This is a genomic window from Candidatus Halobonum tyrrellensis G22 (assembly GCF_000495475.1).
GTDB lineage: Archaea > Halobacteriota > Halobacteria > Halobacteriales > Haloferacaceae > Halobonum > Halobonum tyrrellense.
This window is the reverse complement of sequence record NZ_ASGZ01000037.1, coordinates 19234-34295: the sequence shown is the minus strand read 5'-3', so window position 1 is coordinate 34295 and position 15062 is coordinate 19234. Positions and strand designations below refer to the sequence as shown.

General features: G+C 71.4%; 18 protein-coding genes. 10 read left to right on the top strand and 8 right to left on the bottom strand.

The annotated features are described in order from the left end of the window. Positions 1 to 273: 273 nt before the first annotated feature. The gene (locus K933_RS11260) at positions 274 to 1062 is read left to right on the top strand and encodes a DUF7089 family protein (protein WP_023394862.1); all 789 of its coding nucleotides are present in this window, start codon (positions 274 to 276) and stop codon (positions 1060 to 1062) included. A gap of 82 nt (positions 1063 to 1144) precedes the next feature. Further along, positions 1145 to 1396: a hypothetical protein gene (locus K933_RS11255; RefSeq protein ID WP_049947816.1), complete on the top strand. Its 252-nt coding sequence runs from the start codon at positions 1145 to 1147 to the stop codon at positions 1394 to 1396. Positions 1397 to 1433: 37 nt separating this feature from the next. Here K933_RS11255 and K933_RS11250 read toward each other — a convergent pair whose 3' ends face one another. Together K933_RS11250 and K933_RS11245 are read right to left on the bottom strand one after the other, a co-directional pair. Then, the gene (locus tag K933_RS11250; RefSeq protein ID WP_023394860.1) at positions 1434 to 2027 is read right to left on the bottom strand and encodes a DUF7090 family protein; all 594 of its coding nucleotides are present in this window, start codon (positions 2025 to 2027) and stop codon (positions 1434 to 1436) included. Between the two features lie 207 nt (positions 2028 to 2234). Further along, complete coding sequence (locus K933_RS11245; RefSeq protein ID WP_023394859.1) at positions 2235 to 2669, bottom strand: DUF2391 family protein; 435 nt, start codon at positions 2667 to 2669, stop codon at positions 2235 to 2237. 350 nt (positions 2670 to 3019) lie between these two features. Here K933_RS11245 and K933_RS11240 point away from each other — a divergent pair, with 350 nt between their 5' ends. Further along, positions 3020 to 4198, top strand: a complete 1179-nt coding sequence (locus tag K933_RS11240) for an aspartate kinase (RefSeq protein ID WP_023394858.1) — start codon at positions 3020 to 3022, stop codon at positions 4196 to 4198. A gap of 81 nt (positions 4199 to 4279) precedes the next feature. Here K933_RS11240 and K933_RS11235 read toward each other — a convergent pair whose 3' ends face one another. The 3 genes from K933_RS11235 to K933_RS11225 all read right to left on the bottom strand — a co-directional run bounded on the left by K933_RS11235 (position 4280) and on the right by K933_RS11225 (position 7783). Continuing rightward, complete coding sequence (locus K933_RS11235; protein ID WP_023394857.1) at positions 4280 to 5026, bottom strand: metallophosphoesterase family protein; 747 nt, start codon at positions 5024 to 5026, stop codon at positions 4280 to 4282. A gap of 247 nt (positions 5027 to 5273) precedes the next feature. Then, the gene (locus K933_RS11230) at positions 5274 to 7241 is read right to left on the bottom strand and encodes a DUF460 domain-containing protein (protein WP_023394856.1); all 1968 of its coding nucleotides are present in this window, start codon (positions 7239 to 7241) and stop codon (positions 5274 to 5276) included. Between the two features lie 170 nt (positions 7242 to 7411). Beyond that, complete coding sequence (locus tag K933_RS11225; RefSeq protein WP_023394855.1) at positions 7412 to 7783, bottom strand: winged helix-turn-helix domain-containing protein; 372 nt, start codon at positions 7781 to 7783, stop codon at positions 7412 to 7414. A gap of 209 nt (positions 7784 to 7992) precedes the next feature. On the opposite strand from K933_RS11225, the gene K933_RS11220 reads away from it, so the two are divergent. Beyond that, positions 7993 to 8184, top strand: coding sequence for a hypothetical protein (locus tag K933_RS11220; RefSeq protein ID WP_023394854.1), 192 nt, complete (start codon positions 7993 to 7995; stop codon positions 8182 to 8184). Positions 8185 to 8241: 57 nt separating this feature from the next. On the opposite strand, the gene rnz is transcribed toward K933_RS11220, so the two are convergent. Further along, complete coding sequence (rnz, locus tag K933_RS11215) at positions 8242 to 9180, bottom strand: ribonuclease Z (RefSeq protein ID WP_023394853.1); 939 nt, start codon at positions 9178 to 9180, stop codon at positions 8242 to 8244. A gap of 258 nt (positions 9181 to 9438) precedes the next feature. Between rnz and K933_RS11210 the strand changes: the two genes are divergently transcribed. Next, a complete protein-coding gene (locus tag K933_RS11210; protein WP_023394852.1) occupies positions 9439 to 9963 on the top strand; it encodes a DoxX family protein in 525 nt (174 codons plus the stop codon). Positions 9964 to 9979: 16 nt separating this feature from the next. Next, the gene (locus K933_RS11205) at positions 9980 to 10270 is read left to right on the top strand and encodes a hypothetical protein (protein ID WP_023394851.1); all 291 of its coding nucleotides are present in this window, start codon (positions 9980 to 9982) and stop codon (positions 10268 to 10270) included. A gap of 137 nt (positions 10271 to 10407) precedes the next feature. Here K933_RS11205 and K933_RS11200 read toward each other — a convergent pair whose 3' ends face one another. Beyond that, positions 10408 to 11028, bottom strand: coding sequence for a hypothetical protein (locus K933_RS11200; RefSeq protein ID WP_023394850.1), 621 nt, complete (start codon positions 11026 to 11028; stop codon positions 10408 to 10410). A gap of 110 nt (positions 11029 to 11138) precedes the next feature. Between K933_RS11200 and K933_RS11195 the strand changes: the two genes are divergently transcribed. Genes K933_RS11195 through K933_RS11185 form a run of 3 tightly spaced genes read left to right on the top strand, consistent with a single transcriptional unit; the run spans position 11139 to position 13282 of the window. Next, on the top strand, positions 11139 to 12188 hold the full coding sequence (locus K933_RS11195; protein ID WP_023394849.1) for an AAA family ATPase: 1050 nt from the start codon (positions 11139 to 11141) through the stop codon (positions 12186 to 12188). Continuing rightward, positions 12185 to 12826 (top strand): protein sorting system archaetidylserine decarboxylase, encoded by a 642-nt coding sequence (locus K933_RS11190; protein ID WP_023394848.1) that lies wholly within the window; start codon positions 12185 to 12187, stop codon positions 12824 to 12826. Before K933_RS11195 ends, K933_RS11190 begins: the two co-directional genes overlap by 4 nt. A gap of 57 nt (positions 12827 to 12883) precedes the next feature. Continuing rightward, positions 12884 to 13282 (top strand): hypothetical protein, encoded by a 399-nt coding sequence (locus K933_RS11185; RefSeq protein WP_023394847.1) that lies wholly within the window; start codon positions 12884 to 12886, stop codon positions 13280 to 13282. On the opposite strand, the gene K933_RS11180 is transcribed toward K933_RS11185, so the two are convergent. Next, the gene (locus tag K933_RS11180) at positions 13258 to 14325 is read right to left on the bottom strand and encodes a methyltransferase domain-containing protein (protein ID WP_023394846.1); all 1068 of its coding nucleotides are present in this window, start codon (positions 14323 to 14325) and stop codon (positions 13258 to 13260) included. The two genes, K933_RS11185 and K933_RS11180, sit on opposite strands and share 25 nt — an antisense overlap. Positions 14326 to 14493: 168 nt before the next feature. Here K933_RS11180 and K933_RS11175 point away from each other — a divergent pair, with 168 nt between their 5' ends. Continuing rightward, complete coding sequence (locus K933_RS11175) at positions 14494 to 15054, top strand: TATA-box-binding protein (protein ID WP_023394845.1); 561 nt, start codon at positions 14494 to 14496, stop codon at positions 15052 to 15054. Positions 15055 to 15062: the final 8 nt, after the last annotated feature.

The window sequence follows — 15062 nt, the reverse complement described above, 5'->3', positions numbered from 1 at the left end:
CGTGCGGGCATGAGTAAGGCGACGATGGTCGTTCTCGGCGTTATCGGTAGTTCGGCGTTCCTCGCGGTCGCCATCCTGTTCGTGATGGCGTTCGCCTGAGCCGGGACCCGACCGCGACCCGAGTCGACCCCGACCGAGACGGGCCGGCCCGTCCGGTTCGGGCCACGCCGGCCCGACCGGCGCGGACCGAGACGGCCGGCCGCACTGCCCGACCCGCTCCGAGACGACCCGACCCGCTCCGAGACGACCCGACCCACTCCGAGACCAACACCGATGCCGACGTTCGAACCACACGACCTCTCCGACGACCTCGAAGCGGTCAGAGCGGCGTACGCCCCCGACTGCACCGTGGTGACCGCGGGGCGGGACTTCGAGACGCTCCCGCCCGCCGCCGCGGAGGACCTCGGACTGCTCGCGGAGTCGCTCGACCCGACGTCGTACCCCGCAGAGTGGCTCCCCGACGACGCGCCGGACCCGCTCCGGCGGTTCGCGGGCGGCGACTTCACGGTCGGCATGCCGGGCGACGGCACCGTCGTCTGGACCCGCCAGACCGTCCCGCCGACGGTGATAGCGAAGAAGCGCGCCGAGGGGACGCCCGAGCCGTTCCGCTCGTTCCTGTTCGCGGAGGCGTTCGTCGAACTGTCGCTCGACGTTCCCGAGCAGTTCCTCCCCTTCTTCGGCGAGCGCTACCGGGAACTCGACGCCGCGGTGCCGCGCGGTCCCGGCGAGGTGTACCAGGTCGCGGCCGCGCTGTACGACGCGTGGGTCGGGCTCCACAGCCGCGAGGCGTTCCGGGGCTGGGAGAGCGACCACCCCACCCTCTTCGAGGCGTGGCGGGAGGCGGGCGACACCGTCGCGGGGCGGCTGGACGACCTCTCCGGGGAGGTTGCGCGCGGCGAGACGTCGTTCGCGGCCGCGACCGAGTACGCCTGCTCGGCGGTGAAACACGACCTCGACCTGCCGGCGCCGTTCGCGGCACTCGACACCGAGGCGTACCGCGACCACGGCGCCGAGTACGCGGTCCGGTGGGCGGAGACCACGTTCGAGAAGATCACCGAGTGAGCGGACGGGACGGGAGCGACCCTCGCCGTCTCGGCCGCCGGGGGCGAGTGGATTCTTGTCGGCGCGCGCGGTACTGTCCCGCGTGTCTTCCGATCTCTCGACTCGCTCGACCGACGCCGGCGCGACTCGCTCGACCGACGAGCGCGACACCCGCTCGGACGGGCTGGTCGCGTTCGGAGCGCTGCTCGCGGTGATCACCCTGCTCGGCGTCCTCTCGAAGAAGCGAAGACGCGGGGGCGTGTGGCGTCGCGACCCGGGGTCGACACCGCTGCCGGAGTCGAATCTGCCGGAGTCGACGGTCGCGTCGTCGGGGAGCGAGCGGCCGGGTGTGTGACCGAGCGTTCGTGTGAACCCCGCGCTCGACCCGCGACTTAGCCGTCGAGACCGCCGAGGTCGACGGTTACTCCGCCTTCGGTGTCGAGGTCGATGACCACGTCGAACAGGCCGCGGAAGCGGTCGAGCGTCGACTCGTCGTGGACCTCCTTCGAGAGGTGGAACAGCCCGACGGCGTCGTGTTCCTCCAGCAGGTCGAGCAGGTCGCCGGTCGCGCCGTACACCCGGTCGACGTCGGCGTAGTACGCCATCTCGGTCAGCGAGTCGACGCTGAGGCGGCGCTTGCCCGTCGAGTCGGCGAGGAACTCCGCCACCTCCTCGACGATGCCGTCGAGGTCGTCGGGCGAGGAGACGTAGTGGAGGTGGTCGGACGACCGGCGGGAGTAGCCCCGTTCGACCGAGAGGGCGTCGAGGATCTCCGCGCGCGACTCGTCGACGTCGTAGTGTTCGAGTTTCTGTTCCACCTCGCGGGCGGTGGTCCGCGTCGAGATGACGAGAAAGCGGTCGGTGTCGGTCTTCAGGAAGTCGGTATCGATCCGGTCGGTCTCGCCGATGCTCGGGTGGAGAAGGAGCACGCCGGTCCCGCCCGGGATGGTGGTCTCCGTCTCCCCGGTGGCGAGGGTGTAATCCATGTCCGTGGCTCCGGCCGGGTGGACTTAATTCTGCGGGGGTGGGCGTCACCGATGCGGCAGCCGGTCGCATTCCGGCCGGTTCCGCGTCAGCGTCGGGTCAGCGCCCGCGGACTCGGCGGAGAGGGGCGGACTCGACGGCGTCGAGCGGACCCGGACGAGTTCGACGGGACCGAACGACGGGGACCGGCGGCGTTCGAGCGCCCCGCGCTAGAACACCGAGTCGGCGGTCGCGGCCCCGACGACCGAGAACACCGCCCCCACGGACACCGCCTTCAGCGTGACGAACATCTGTGCGGCCGTCCCGTCGCCGTACTCCCCCGCGAGGAACGTCGCCGGCGCGTCGAACGCGAGTGCGAGGACGAGCACCGAGAAGTACGAGACGGCGACGAGAGAGACGAACCGGAGCGGAACGCCGGCGACTTCGGTCTCGCGGTCGGGGTCGCGGTCGTCGTCCGCCTTGTACAGCGCGCCGTAGCCGATGGCGAACACGATGACGACCGTCGCGAGCGCTTGGTACCACTCCATGCTCCCCGCGAGCACCCACACCTCCTCGGTGACGACGAACGGTCCCGCGAGCAGGAAGCCGCCGACTATCTGTTGGGCGGTGTCAGCGACCGCGAACCGCCGGGTCCGTCCGACCATACTCCCCAGCCGTGCCCGCGGGTCAAAAGCGCCCCGTACCACGGCGACCGGAGCGCCCCCGGGACCGACCAGGTGGCGGCCGCTCGCGAGCAGGGGCGTCCGCCCGCGACCAGGTGGCGTCCGCCCGCGCGTGACGGGCCATCTGGTGACTCTTCTCACACGAACGCGACCGGCGTCGACCCGGTCGTCGCCTCCGCCGTCGGATCCGGGGCGCTCGGTCGGCGTGCGGGCGCGCCCGGCAAACCTCGGGTCGGTGGATAGGGTTAAACCGAGACCACCACTACGGGGCGCTATGTACGCGGCGAACGCGGCACACACGGACGCGCGGCGACGGGAGGCGCGCGCGTAGGATGCGCGTCGTGGCGAAGTTCGGCGGCACGTCGCTCGGCAGCGGCGACCGGGTCGCCCGCGCGGCCGACTCGATCGCCGGAGCGGTCTCGGAGGGGCACGAGATCGCCGTCGTCGCCTCCGCGATGGGGGCGACGACGGACGACCTGCTCGACGAGATCGACTTCGAGGTGGACGAGATGGACCGCGCGGAGATCGTCTCGATGGGCGAGCGCACCTCCGTCCGGATGTTGAAGGCGGCGCTGTCGGCCCGCGGCGTCGACGCGCTGTTTCTCGAACCCGGCTCCGAGCGGTGGCCGGTCGTCACGAACGAACTCGGCGAGGTGGACGTCGAGGAGACCCGCGCGCGCGCGGCGGACCTCGCCGCGGACCTCGACGGCGTCGTCCCGGTGATCACGGGCTTTCTCGCGGAGACGCTCGACGGCACCGTCACCACGCTCGGCCGCGGCGGCTCCGACACCACGGCGGTGATGCTCGGCAACTACATGGACGCCGACGAGGTGGTGATCGTCACCGACGTCGAGGGGGTGATGACGGGCGACCCCCACGTGGTCGAGGGGGCGCGCAACGTCGCGCGGATCACGGTCGACGAACTCCGGAACCTCTCGTTCCGCGGCGCGGAGGTGATCGCACCCTCCGCGTTGAGCTACAAGGACGAGGACCTCGGCGTCCGCGTGGTCCACTACCAGCACGGCGATCTGCTCTCGGGCGGCACCCGGATCGAGGGGAGCTTCGAGAACCTGATCGACATGCGCGAGGCGCCGCTGGCGTGCGTCACCGTCGCCGGCCGCGCGATCCGCAACCGGCCGGGGATCCTCGCGGACCTGGCGTCGTCGCTCCGGGGCGGCGACATCAACATCGACGCCGTCGCGTCGGGGATGGACTCGGTCACGTTCTACGTCGACACCGAGGAGGCGGTCCGCGCCGAGGCGACCCTCCACGACGAGGTGGTGGGCGAGGAGACGCTCTCGTCGGTCTCCGTCGAGGACGACTTCGCGGTCGTCCGTGTGATGGGCGGGGAACTCCCCAACCGCCCGGGCGTCATCTCCGACATCGTCGGCCCGGTCGCGGAGGCGGGGATCAACGTCCACGACATCATCACATCCGCCACCTCCGTCGCGCTGTTCGTCGCGTGGGACGACCGCGAGGAAGTGCTGAAGATCGTCCAAGACGAGTTCTGAGCGGGCCGGGTCGGCTCGGCTCGCTCCCGCCCTCCGCTCGCCGTCCTCCCGACGCGGGCTTGGCTTACCGAGTCGACGGCTCTACCGCCCCTCGTACAGCCGTTCGGCCAGCCGCCCGGGGAGTCCGGCTGCCTCGACCGCATCGGCCACCGCGTCGACGTCGTACTCCACCCGCCGTTCGTCGACCGCGGGACCGTCGCCGTCGAAGTCGACGACCGCGTACGCCGCCCGCGGGTCGCCGTCGCGCGGTTGCCCGACGCTCCCCGGGTTCACCACGGCGCCCTCGTCGTACGTCTCGTGTCCCTGGACGTGGGTGTGCCCGACGACGAGCAGGTCGACCGACTCGGGGTCGCCGTCCGCTCGGCGTGCGCCCGCGGGTTCAAACGGGTCGGCGTCCGCGTCGTAGTCGAACGCCGCGGCGCTGTCGAGCATGCGGGCGCCGAACTCCTCGGGGTAGGTGTACCGGTCGGGGTCGTCGGGGTGGCCGTGGACCGTCGCGACGCGGCCGCCCGCGACCCGCCGGCGGTCGGGCAGCCCCGACAGCCAGTCGAGCGCGCCGTCGTCGAGTTCCGCACGGGCGTGTTCGACGCCGGCGCGCGCCATCGCGTTGAACCGGAACGCCGACCCGCTGGCGACCGCGCGGTCGTGGTTGCCCATCACCGTCGGTATCGACCGCTCGCGCACCGCGCGCACGCAGTCGGCGGGCCACGGGTTGTAGCCGACCACGTCGCCCGCACAGACCACGCCGTCCACGTCGGGCATGTCGTCGAACACCGCGTCGAGCGCCACGCGGTTGCCGTGCACGTCCGAGATGACGCCGAGTTTCACGCCCCTCGGTACGCCCGCCGGCTACGTAGGCGTGGGGGCGGGTCGGCTACGCCGGTCGCCCGGAAAATCGCGCGAGCGCCCGAAGCGCACCGGATTCGTGTACGCCGCGTTCCGAGGCCTCGTTTCGCTCGGTCCCTCCGGTCGCTCCGTTACTTGGTTCGTTCACTCGATTTCGCCCGTTCCGTGGGCGGCTCGCCCACAGGCTCGCCGCCGTCCCACGAGGCTCCGTTCGTTCCCTTCGGTCACTTCACTCCGCCTCGCCCGCCCGATGCTCGGAGATGATCTCGTCGACCATCGCGGCGGTCTGCTGCCGTTCGCGGTCGGCGGCGCGCTCCTTCCAGTCTTCGATCACCGCCTCCACGTCGCTCTCGCGCGCGACGGCCAACTCGTCCACCTCCTGCAGTTGGACGTCCTCGGCGGGACCGACGGGGATGTCGTGTTCGAACAGGACGGCGTCGGCGGCGTCCGACAGCCCGCCCGACCGGAGCACGACCCGCGGCTCGGTCTCGGCGAGCCGTTCTGCGGTCGCTCGGCCCGCGCCCGACGCGTCCCGGAGGTACACCACGTCGCCCGGCGCGAGTCCGTACTGCTCGTCGGCGCGCTCGACCGACCGGGTGGTGAACTGCTCGACGGCCTTGACCGCCACGAGGTCGCGCCCCTCGGCCACGTCCGCGAAGTCGCTGTGGTCTAGCTTCCAGAGCGTCTTCAGCCGTTCGAGCTTCGACTCCAGTTCCTCCACCCGCTCGTCCGCCTCGTCGCGTTCGCGCTCCAGTCGGTCGACCTTCCGGCGCATCCGCGTCACCTCGCGGTCGCGGCGTGCCTCCCGTCGCTCCTGTCTGCGGGCGTCGGACAGTTCGGCCTCCAGTTCCTCCACCCGCTCGTCGCGCTCCTCCAGGTCGGCTTTCAGGTCGTCCGCGTGCTCTTGGAGGCGCTCGACCCGCGACTCCAGGTCACGGATGCGCTTCTCCTCCTCGGTGAGTTCGCGGGGTTCGTGCTCGCTCGACTCCTCCTCCTCGTCGGGGTCGTCGCTCAGGTCGCGCAACACCGCCTCGACGGACTCCTCGCCGGCGACCACCCGCGAGACGACTTCGCCACGCTCCATCCCCGCGGGCACCTTCTGAGTGATGCGCTCGAACTGGTCCTCGTGGGCGTCGAACGCGTACAGCGCGGCCGCGAGCGCGTCCCGCTCGTGGTCGTTGTCGTAGCGGGCGTGCTCGGTCCGCTGGAGTTTGTCGTCGACCGGCAGGTCGCGCTCGGGCGCCCAGCCGGCGGCGTCGAACGACCGGCGGAACTTCTCGACCGTCTCGGGCATCGGGTTCACGTCCGCGGCGACCACGACCGGCCGCCCGCGTTCGATCAGCCACTCGATGACATCGGCGGTGTCGGCGGTCCGCGTCGACAGCACGTCCAGCGGGTTGCCGTCGAGGTCGAGCACCGCCACCGCGGTGGTCGTCCCGGGGTCGATGCCGACGACCACGTGGTCGCGCCGCTTCGCCAGCGGGTCGAACTCGATGCCGTCGCGCCGCTCGCGTTCTATCTCGACCCGCGTGTCGCCCGACCGGTTGGCCGACACCGGGATCTCGTCGGGTCGCGCCTCCACGGTGAAGATGGCGTTCGAGAAGCCGCCGTACTTCTCGGTGGCGTCGCGCTCGTAGTCGAGGGCGGCCTCCTTCAGCGCCGACTCCACCTCCCGGGTGCGCCGCTTGACGTTGCCGTGGATCCGCCGGGTGTAGCGGTCCTGGCTCCACCCGCCCTTGCCGGTCGACCGGCCGCGGGCCACCTTCACCGTCGTGGTGTCGGTGAAGGCGGACACCTCGTACCCCACGTTCGCGGCCGCGAGGCGGGCGGCCGCCTCCGCCTCCTTCATCGGCTCCTTCCCGTAGGGGACGCCGTGCCGCGAGGCGACCCGCGAGAGGGGTTCGGGCCGCTCGGCGCCCGTCACCTGGACCAGCCGGGTGCCGGGCGGGAGCGACCGGAGGAAGTGGACGAGGGCGTCCTTGTCCTCGGCGAGTTCGTACATGTTGTCCGTCGCCACCAGCGCGGGCTCCTCCGAGTCGATGAGCCGGCGGAGCTTCCGGTGGCTCACCACGTCGCGTTCGATCGAGTCGCCGTCGAACTTGACGAGGGCGTAGGAGGGGGCGTCTCCCCGGATGTCACCGCTCTGAACGTCGACCCCGTACACGAGGGAGTCGAGCACGCTCGTCCGGGCGTTCACGCCGCCGTGTTAGACGCTGGCAAATAAAAAGGCCCCGCCGCCATCGACACTTCTTTCGGCTGTTTGAGTGGAGAACCAAACTAGCATATTTCACGCTCAAACGGTACTCGGTGAGAGACGGGGAGCGAACAGACTCGGGTTGTTGGGTATTCTCGGTGTCGGACCCGGGTTTACTGGACGGCGTCGGCCCTGTCACCGTCCTCCTCCGCGTCGTCTCCGGCGTCGAAGCCTCGTGCAACGAGCGCGCCGTTCAGTTCGGCGACGAGCCGTCCGACTTCGCTCTCCATATCGTAGTGATAGCGTCGGCCACCCGCCGTGGTTGCGACGACACCCATCTCGACGAGCCTGTCCATGTGACGACGGACGCTCTGCGTGCTGACGCCGGCCAACCGCGCCAACTCGGTCTGGGTGAACTCCCGAGACGGGTCGACGCTCAACAGCGCGTCGATGATGTAGTGGACGCTCTCGTTCTGACAGAGGTACAGCCACCCCGACGGGGCGGCGCGTCGTTCCGATTTCGACATCGACGGGAGGTCGGTCATTACTACTGTATAGTAGTAGGAGGCCACAAAAGGATTGGCTTCCACCCTACTTCTATGTGGGGTTTTATGTGAGGGGCGGGGACAAAACAGGTGTGGTCGATACCCAATACGAGTGTGAGGTGATCCGGACTCTCGTGACGACTCACTCGTACGGCTCTCCGTTGTCCGGAGACGAAATCCGTCGACGTGCCGCAGTTCCCTCCCACGACTTGGACGAGGCGAAAGCGGCTATCGAGTCGGTCCGGGGCCACCTGTTCATCGCCGACCGCGGGAATCGCGGTCTCGAACTCGTCACCGGGGAGTTCGGGGCGCTCGCTACCTTCCTCGCCGAGGAGTGCGACTGGTCGGAGTTCGAACTGAGGATCCGGCTCAAACACTTCGAGGGCTGGGACGACCTGTAGTTCGGGTTCGTCTCCCGTCCGAAGTTTCGGTGCCGGTTCCGTCGGTCGATTCTCGGGTTACGACCCCTCGGCGTCGGGGAACTCGACCGCCACCTCGTCGCCGTCGTCGGGGACGAACGCCTCGCCGTCGAACGCCTCGCGCGCCTCCGCCTCCAGCCGCCCGACCCGCGCGGCGTACCGCGAGGAGACGTGCGTGAGCGCGAGCCGCTTCGCCCCCGCGCGGCGGGCCATCTCGGCCGCCTCCCGCGCCGTCGAGTGGGCGGTCGCCTGCGCGCGGTCGCGGGCGTCGTCCGCGAACGTCGCGTCGTGTATCAGGAGGTCCGCGTCCTCGGCCGCCGCGACCGTCGCGCCCGTCGGCCGCGTGTCGCCCGTGTAGACGAGTTTTCGGCCGGGGCGGGGCGACCCGACGACCTGCTCGGGGTCGACGACGGTGCCGTCGTCGAGTTCGACCGACTCGCCCGCGTGGAGGCGGCCGTACAGCGGACCCGGCGGGATACCCAACTCCTCCTCGGCTTTCCGCCGGTCGAACCGGCCCTTCCGGTCGTCCTCGACGAGCACGTACCCCACCGACCGGGTGCGGTGGTCGGTCTCGAACGCGCGCACCTCGTACCCCTCCCGCGAGAGCGCGACGCTCCCCGGCGCCACCTCGGTGATACGGACCGGGAACGTCGGGTCGTTGCCCACCACGTGGACCAACTCGCGGAGGTGGCGTTTCGACCCCGGGGGGCCGTGGATGGCGAGCGCCCGCTCGCGGTCGTTGAAGTCGAGACTCTGGACCAGCCCCGGAACCCCGAGGACGTGGTCGCCGTGGAGGTGGGTGACGAAGACGTGCGAGAGACCGAACCCGGTGCCGAACGTCATCATCTGCCGCTGGGTGCCCTCGCCGCAGTCGAACAGCAGTTCGTCCCCCTCGCGGTTGACGTGGAGCGCGCTGGGGGCGCGCTCGACCGTCGGCACCGCGCCGCTCGTCCCGAGGAACGTCACCCGTAGCGTCATGGCGGGTGTTCGGAGGGGCCGCGGTGAAACGCTGTCGAAGCGCGGCGGTCCCGCGGGTCGATGGGGGTCGGCGACCCGGCGACTGCCCGCGGTCCGGCGACGACGCCACACCGAGGCGCGGAGTCGACCGGTCCGTCGGCCCGGCGATCCAGCGACCCGGCGAGCGTCGCGGCGACCGCCTCCGATTCCAGACGACTGGGAAGGGGACCGGGATTATACCGTGCGTCCGTCCCGACTCCCACACGTGAGGTAAGACAGATGGCGTACTCCGAGACAAACCCGTTGGCGAACGAGTTCGGATTCGACGTCGACGGGCCGCTCGCCGCCGGCTGGATCGCGCTGTTGCGCGTCGTCACCGGGTGGTGGTTCTTCCACTCGGGCGTGACGAAGCTCATCGAGAGCGGCCTCAACTACACGTACGCCCCGACGTACCTCCGAGGGATGACCGGAACCGCGCTCGGTCCGCTCCCCGTGTTGATGGGTGAAAACCTCGCGTGGCTCGTCAGGCCGGGCGTCCCGCTGTTCGAGACGCTCATCGGGCTCGCGCTGATCACCGGCGCGCTCGTCCGGTTGGCCTCGGTCGGCGGGGCGTTCTTCATGACCCTGTTCTGGGTCGGCAACGCCGAGTTCGGCCACGGACTCGTCAACGGCGACCTGATGGGGCTGCTGCTGTTCGGGACGATGATCGTGTTCGGCGCCGGCCGGTACTTCGGTCTCGACGGGCTGCTCGAGACGACCGGCATCGTCGAGAACTACCCGACGCTGCGGTACCTACTCGGCTGAAGGAGGTGACTCACGCGTGACCCAACTCGACACGGTCGAACGAGTCGCACTGGCGCTCGGTGCGGTGTCGACGCTGCTCGGCATCGTCGGCCTGGGGATCGTCGAGATCCTCGCCGGCCAGCCGTACGGCGCCGCACCGACGACGAACGAGGCGGGCGAGGTGGTCGCCACCCCCGCCGTCGACCCGGCGGTGCGTACCGGTCTGGTGATAGTCGGACTGGTCGTCCTGTTCGGCCTCGGTCTCTACCGGATGGTCACGGACGGGCGGGCCGCGACCGACGGGCAGACCCGCGTGACCGCCGACTGACCCGCTCACCGACCACACCCGCCGTTTCTGCGACGTACTTTCCCCAGGACGCCCTAGGGACGCCGTTCGCGCGGTCCGCCGCGTTCGCGTCTCGGTTGGCGACGCGCGAGCGGTGGACCGGCGGCCGGGCGGACGGACTACGGGGGCGCGTCGCTCGCTGTAGCGTTCGCCGGAGTCTCGCCGTCGGATTCGGTCGACGCGCTCCCGCCGGCCGCGCCGCTCGCCCCGCCGGAGACGCTCCCGCCGCCGCTCGCCCCGCCGGAGAGGAGTCCCGACGACCGGCTGGCGTAGTTCGACCCGACGTACTCGCCGTCGTGAAAGAGGAGGAGCGTGTACTCCTCGTCGGGGAACGTGAGGTTCGCGACGAACCGCGTCTCGGTCCGTCCGTCGGGACAGACGGTGGCGTTCGCGTCGCCGCCCTCCGTCCGCATCCGGAGCGCGTACGTCCCCGGCGCCACCTCGTCGACGTCGCCCGACAGCGTCGCCCCGGGCTCGGCGACGGTGAGGTTCTGCCGGAGCGTCAGGTCCGTGCCGGAGCCGTTGGGACCGCTCGCCGACGAGTCGGGAAGCCGGTCGGGCGAGGCCGGGTCGACACAGCCGACCGAGGCCCTCTCGAACGACGCGAGGCGGGCCTCGTCGACGGGTTGGCTGGCGAACGGGTCGTCGAGCGAGAGGGCCGCGCCGGCGCCGACGCCGCCGACGGCGACGCCGCCGAGGAACGCGAAGAGGGCGACCGCGAGAGTGGTTCGGGAGACCATACGCGACCGATCCGGGGCGGGGGGCAAGTGTCTTCGGTCGGCGCCCCGCCGGCGGCGCGACCGGGCATGGCTACCTTCATACCCGCCGGCCCGTTAGGCTCGACAGACAGATGGACGGCCCGCTGTGGACCGAGACGCACGCCCCGGCGCTCGCCGACCTCCCCCAGTCCGAGGTCCGCGACCGCCTCGCGCGCGCCGTCGACCAGCCGATGAACCTCGTCGTGCAGGGACCGGCCGGCGTCGGCAAGACCGCCGCGGTCCGCGCGCTCGCCCGCGAGGCGCACGCCGCCCCCGACACGGACCTGATCGAGATCAACGTCGCCGACTTCTTCGACCGCACGAAAAAGGAGATCCGAACCGACCCGCGGTTCGAGCCGTTCCTCGAAGGCAGGAGCCGGATGGCGAAGCGCGACATGATCAACCGCGTGCTCAAGGAGTCGGCCGCGAACGCGCCGGTGTCGGGCGAGTACAAGACGCTCGTGCTCGACAACGCCGAGGCGATCCGCGAGGACTTCCAGCAGGCGCTCCGCCGCGTGATGGAGCGGTTCCACCGCACCACGCAGTTCGTGATCGCCACCCGCCAGCCCTCCAAACTCATCCCGCCGATCCGGTCGCGCTGTTTCCCGGTGCCGGTGCGCGCGCCGACGACCGACGAGACCATCGGGGTGTTGGCGGGGGTCTGCGAGGCCGAGGGCGTCGACTACGACGACGACGGCCTGGAGTACGTCGCCAGCGCCGCCGGGGGCGACCTCCGCCGGGCGGTGCTCGCCGCCCAGACGGCCGCGGTCGAACACGGGGAGGTGACGATGCAGGGGGCGTACGAGACGCTCGACGACGTGGGGACCGACGAGCAGGTGCTGTCGGCGCTGTCGGCCGCGCGGGCGGGCGACCTCTCGGACGCACGGGGGACGGTCGACGACCTGCTGTTCGAGGAGGGGTTCGACGGCGGCGACCTCCTCCGGGAACTGCTCCGCGTCGCCCGCTCGAAGTCGGACGCCGACGCCGAGGCGGTCGCCCGCCTCCACGCGCTGGCGGGTGAGGCCGACCTCGACCTCTCGGCGGGGACCGACGACCGCCTCCACCTCACCCACCTGCTCGCGGCGTGGGGAGCGGGTCGGCGGACGTTCGAGACGCCCGTCCGCGACACCGCCGACGCGTGACCCCCGGACCCCTCCCCGACCGCCTCGCCCCCGGTGCCGGCCGGGTCACGCTCCCGTTGCTCGCCGCCGCGGCACTCGCGGCGCTCGTTGTCCCGCCGGCGGGCGCGCTGCTGCTCCTGGCCGCGGGCTTCTCGCTGTGGTTCTTCCGCGACCCCGACCGCGAACCCGCGGGAGCGGGCGTGCTCGCGCCCGCCGACGGCCGGGTGTCGGTGCTCCGCGAGGAGGGCGACCGCCTCCGCGTCGGCGTGTTCATGAGCCCGTTCGACGTCCACGTCAACCGCGCGCCCGTCGGCGGCGAGGTGCGCGAGGTGACCCACCGCGGCGCCGCCCACCGCCCGGCATTCTGTAAGGACTCCGACCGCAACGAGCGGGTCGAGTTCGCCGTCGCGGCCGACGAGTCGGACGACGGCGGGACGACGGAGTTCGGCTGCGCGCTCGTCGCCGGCTGGTTCGCCCGCCGGATCACCCCCTACGTTTCGGGTGGAGAACGAGTCACACGGGGCGGCCGCGTCGGCCACATCGCGTTCGGTTCGCGGGCGGACGTGCTGCTCCCGCCGTCGTACGACCGCGAGGACGTGCGGGTGAGGGAGGGCGAGCGGGTGTACGCGGGTCGGTCGGTGCTCGCGCGGCGGGAGTAGGCGAGCGACGTCGGACGGACGAAAACGCTTACGCGGTCGTGTCGTCACCTCCGAGCTGTGCCCTCCACCCGCACGTCGCCGTGGCGCTACGGCGTCGCGCTGTTCCCGCTTCCGGTGTTGCTGTCGGTCGGCGCGACGCTCGCCTCCGACCTGTTCCTCGCCGTCTCGCTCGACGACCAGTTGACCGACGCGGACGTACTGGCGGGTATCGCGGGGTTCGTCCTCGGAGTCGCGGCGTCGTGGCTCGCGGCGCTCGCCGCGCTCGTCGTCCTCGTCGCCGTCGTCCTCGACGCGCGGGCGCTCCGGCGAGCGGACGCCGACTTCGCCCCCCGGACGGCGTTCGTCGCCGGCGTCGGCGTGGTCCACCTCGTCGCGGCGGCGCTGTTCGCGCCGCTGTACGTCGTGTCGGTGCCGGCACTGGCGTACTACACCTACCGCCGGTTCGAGAGCGGCTGAGTCGGTCGTCGACCGGGTTCGCTCCGGTCGCGGACCCGTTCGAGCACGTGGACGTGCCGGACGAGCGAGCGGTGGACCCGCCGCTCGAACGCGTCGGTGACGCGCCAGCCCGCGCTCACGGCGGCGTCGCGCCACGAGCGGTCGGCGACGAGCACCCCCCGCGGGGCGACCCGCGCGGCCTCCGAGAGCGCGCCCGCGACCAGGTCCGAGAGGTCGTGGCGCGCTATCTTCGACTGGCGACCGTACGGCGCGTCGAAGACGACGCCGTCGACCGAGTCGTCGCGGAGGGGGAGCGCGGTGGCGTCGCCCCGGAGGACGGCTCGGTCGGCGTCGGGGACGTAGCGCCCGAGGTTCTCGCGGCTGCCGCGGACCATCTTGGCCTGCGCGTCGACGCCGACCACGTCGCTGCCCGCGAGGCCCGCCTCGATGAGCGTGCCGCCGGTGCCACACATCGGGTCGAGCAGCCGGCGGCCCGCCCCCGCACCCGCAAGGTTGGCGTACGCGCGGGCGTCCATCGGATCCATGCTCCCCGGCTGGAAGAACGGCCGGTCGGTCGGCTTCCTGGTACCGAAGTCCCGCACGGACTCGGCGGCCACCCAGCCGACCAGGCAGGTGTCGTCGGCGAACAGCACCCGGAGGACGTGCTCGGGGTCGTCCAAGTCGACGGAGAATCCCCGGTCGACCAGCGCGGCGCCGCAGCGCCGTTCGGTCTCGGCGGTGCTGACGGGCGCGGAGTCGCGGACCACCCGCGCGCGGACCGCGACGCTCCCCGACGCCGGGCGCACGCCCCGGAGGTCCGACGCCGCGACGACGGCGCGCGCGCTCCGCGGGTCGGCGTCGGTCCGCCCGAGCAGGTCGAGCACCGACCGGGTGTACGCCAGCCGCCGCGCCGCCGTCCGGTCGACGCCGTCCGCGAGCGCGAGCCCCGTGGCGACGACGCGGACGCCTCCCGCCGCCGTCGCCGCCTCGCGGGCGGCGAAGGCGTCCTCCTCGCCGGCGAGTTCCAGCCCGTACACGTCGGACGGTGAGTCGCCGCCGGGCATCAACCCCCCGACTCCGGGTCGGCCGTCGCCCGTGCTCGCCCCTGCTCACGCCCCCCGTCACCCCCCGGTCCGGCGGGGGCCGCTCGACCCGCCCGAACGACCCTGTTCGACCCGCCGCCGCACGGCGGTACTACTTTAAACCTTAAATACGACCCTTAAGTCGATACCATGGTCGATCCGAAGGAGACGATCAACATCGAGAACGTCGTCGCGTCCACCGGCATCGGTCAGGAGCTGGACCTCCAGACCGTCGCCATGGACCTCGAGGGGGCGGACTACGACCCCGAGCAGTTTCCCGGTCTCGTCTACCGTACCCAGGAGCCGAAGAGCGCGGCGCTGATCTTCCGGTCGGGGAAGATAGTCTGTACGGGCGCGAAGTCGACCGACGACGTTCACGAGGCGCTCTACATCGTCTTCGACAAGCTACGAGACCTCCAGATTCCCATCGAGGAGGACCCCGAGATCACCGTCCAGAACATCGTCACCTCCGCGGACCTGGGCAAGTCGCTCAACCTCAACGCCATCGCCATCGGGCTGGGGCTGGAGAACATCGAGTACGAACCCGAGCAGTTCCCCGGGCTGGTCTACCGGCTGGACGAGCCCGACGTGGTCGCGCTGCTGTTCGGCTCGGGGAAACTCGTGATCACGGGGGGGAAGGAGCCGGCGGACGCGCAGGCGGCCGTCGAGGTCATCACCGACCGGCTCTCGGACCTGGGCCTGCTCGGGTAGCCCGCACG

Excerpts from the sequence above, each read along its gene's own strand:
- K933_RS11260 (WP_023394862.1), top strand. The coding sequence starts at position 274 with ATGCCGACGTTCGAACCACACGACCTCTCCGACGACCTCGAAGCGGTC.
- K933_RS11250 (WP_023394860.1), bottom strand. The coding sequence starts at position 2,027 with ATGGATTACACCCTCGCCACCGGGGAGACGGAGACCACCATCCCGGGC.
- K933_RS11245 (WP_023394859.1), bottom strand. The coding sequence starts at position 2,669 with ATGGTCGGACGGACCCGGCGGTTCGCGGTCGCTGACACCGCCCAACAG.
- K933_RS11240 (WP_023394858.1), top strand. The coding sequence starts at position 3,020 with ATGCGCGTCGTGGCGAAGTTCGGCGGCACGTCGCTCGGCAGCGGCGAC.
- K933_RS11225 (WP_023394855.1), bottom strand. The coding sequence starts at position 7,783 with ATGACCGACCTCCCGTCGATGTCGAAATCGGAACGACGCGCCGCCCCG.
- rnz (WP_023394853.1), bottom strand. The coding sequence starts at position 9,180 with ATGACGCTACGGGTGACGTTCCTCGGGACGAGCGGCGCGGTGCCGACG.
- K933_RS11210 (WP_023394852.1), top strand. The coding sequence starts at position 9,439 with ATGGCGTACTCCGAGACAAACCCGTTGGCGAACGAGTTCGGATTCGAC.
- K933_RS11200 (WP_023394850.1), bottom strand. The coding sequence starts at position 11,028 with ATGGTCTCCCGAACCACTCTCGCGGTCGCCCTCTTCGCGTTCCTCGGC.
- K933_RS11195 (WP_023394849.1), top strand. The coding sequence starts at position 11,139 with ATGGACGGCCCGCTGTGGACCGAGACGCACGCCCCGGCGCTCGCCGAC.
- K933_RS11180 (WP_023394846.1), bottom strand. The coding sequence starts at position 14,325 with ATGCCCGGCGGCGACTCACCGTCCGACGTGTACGGGCTGGAACTCGCC.
- K933_RS11175 (WP_023394845.1), top strand. The coding sequence starts at position 14,494 with ATGGTCGATCCGAAGGAGACGATCAACATCGAGAACGTCGTCGCGTCC.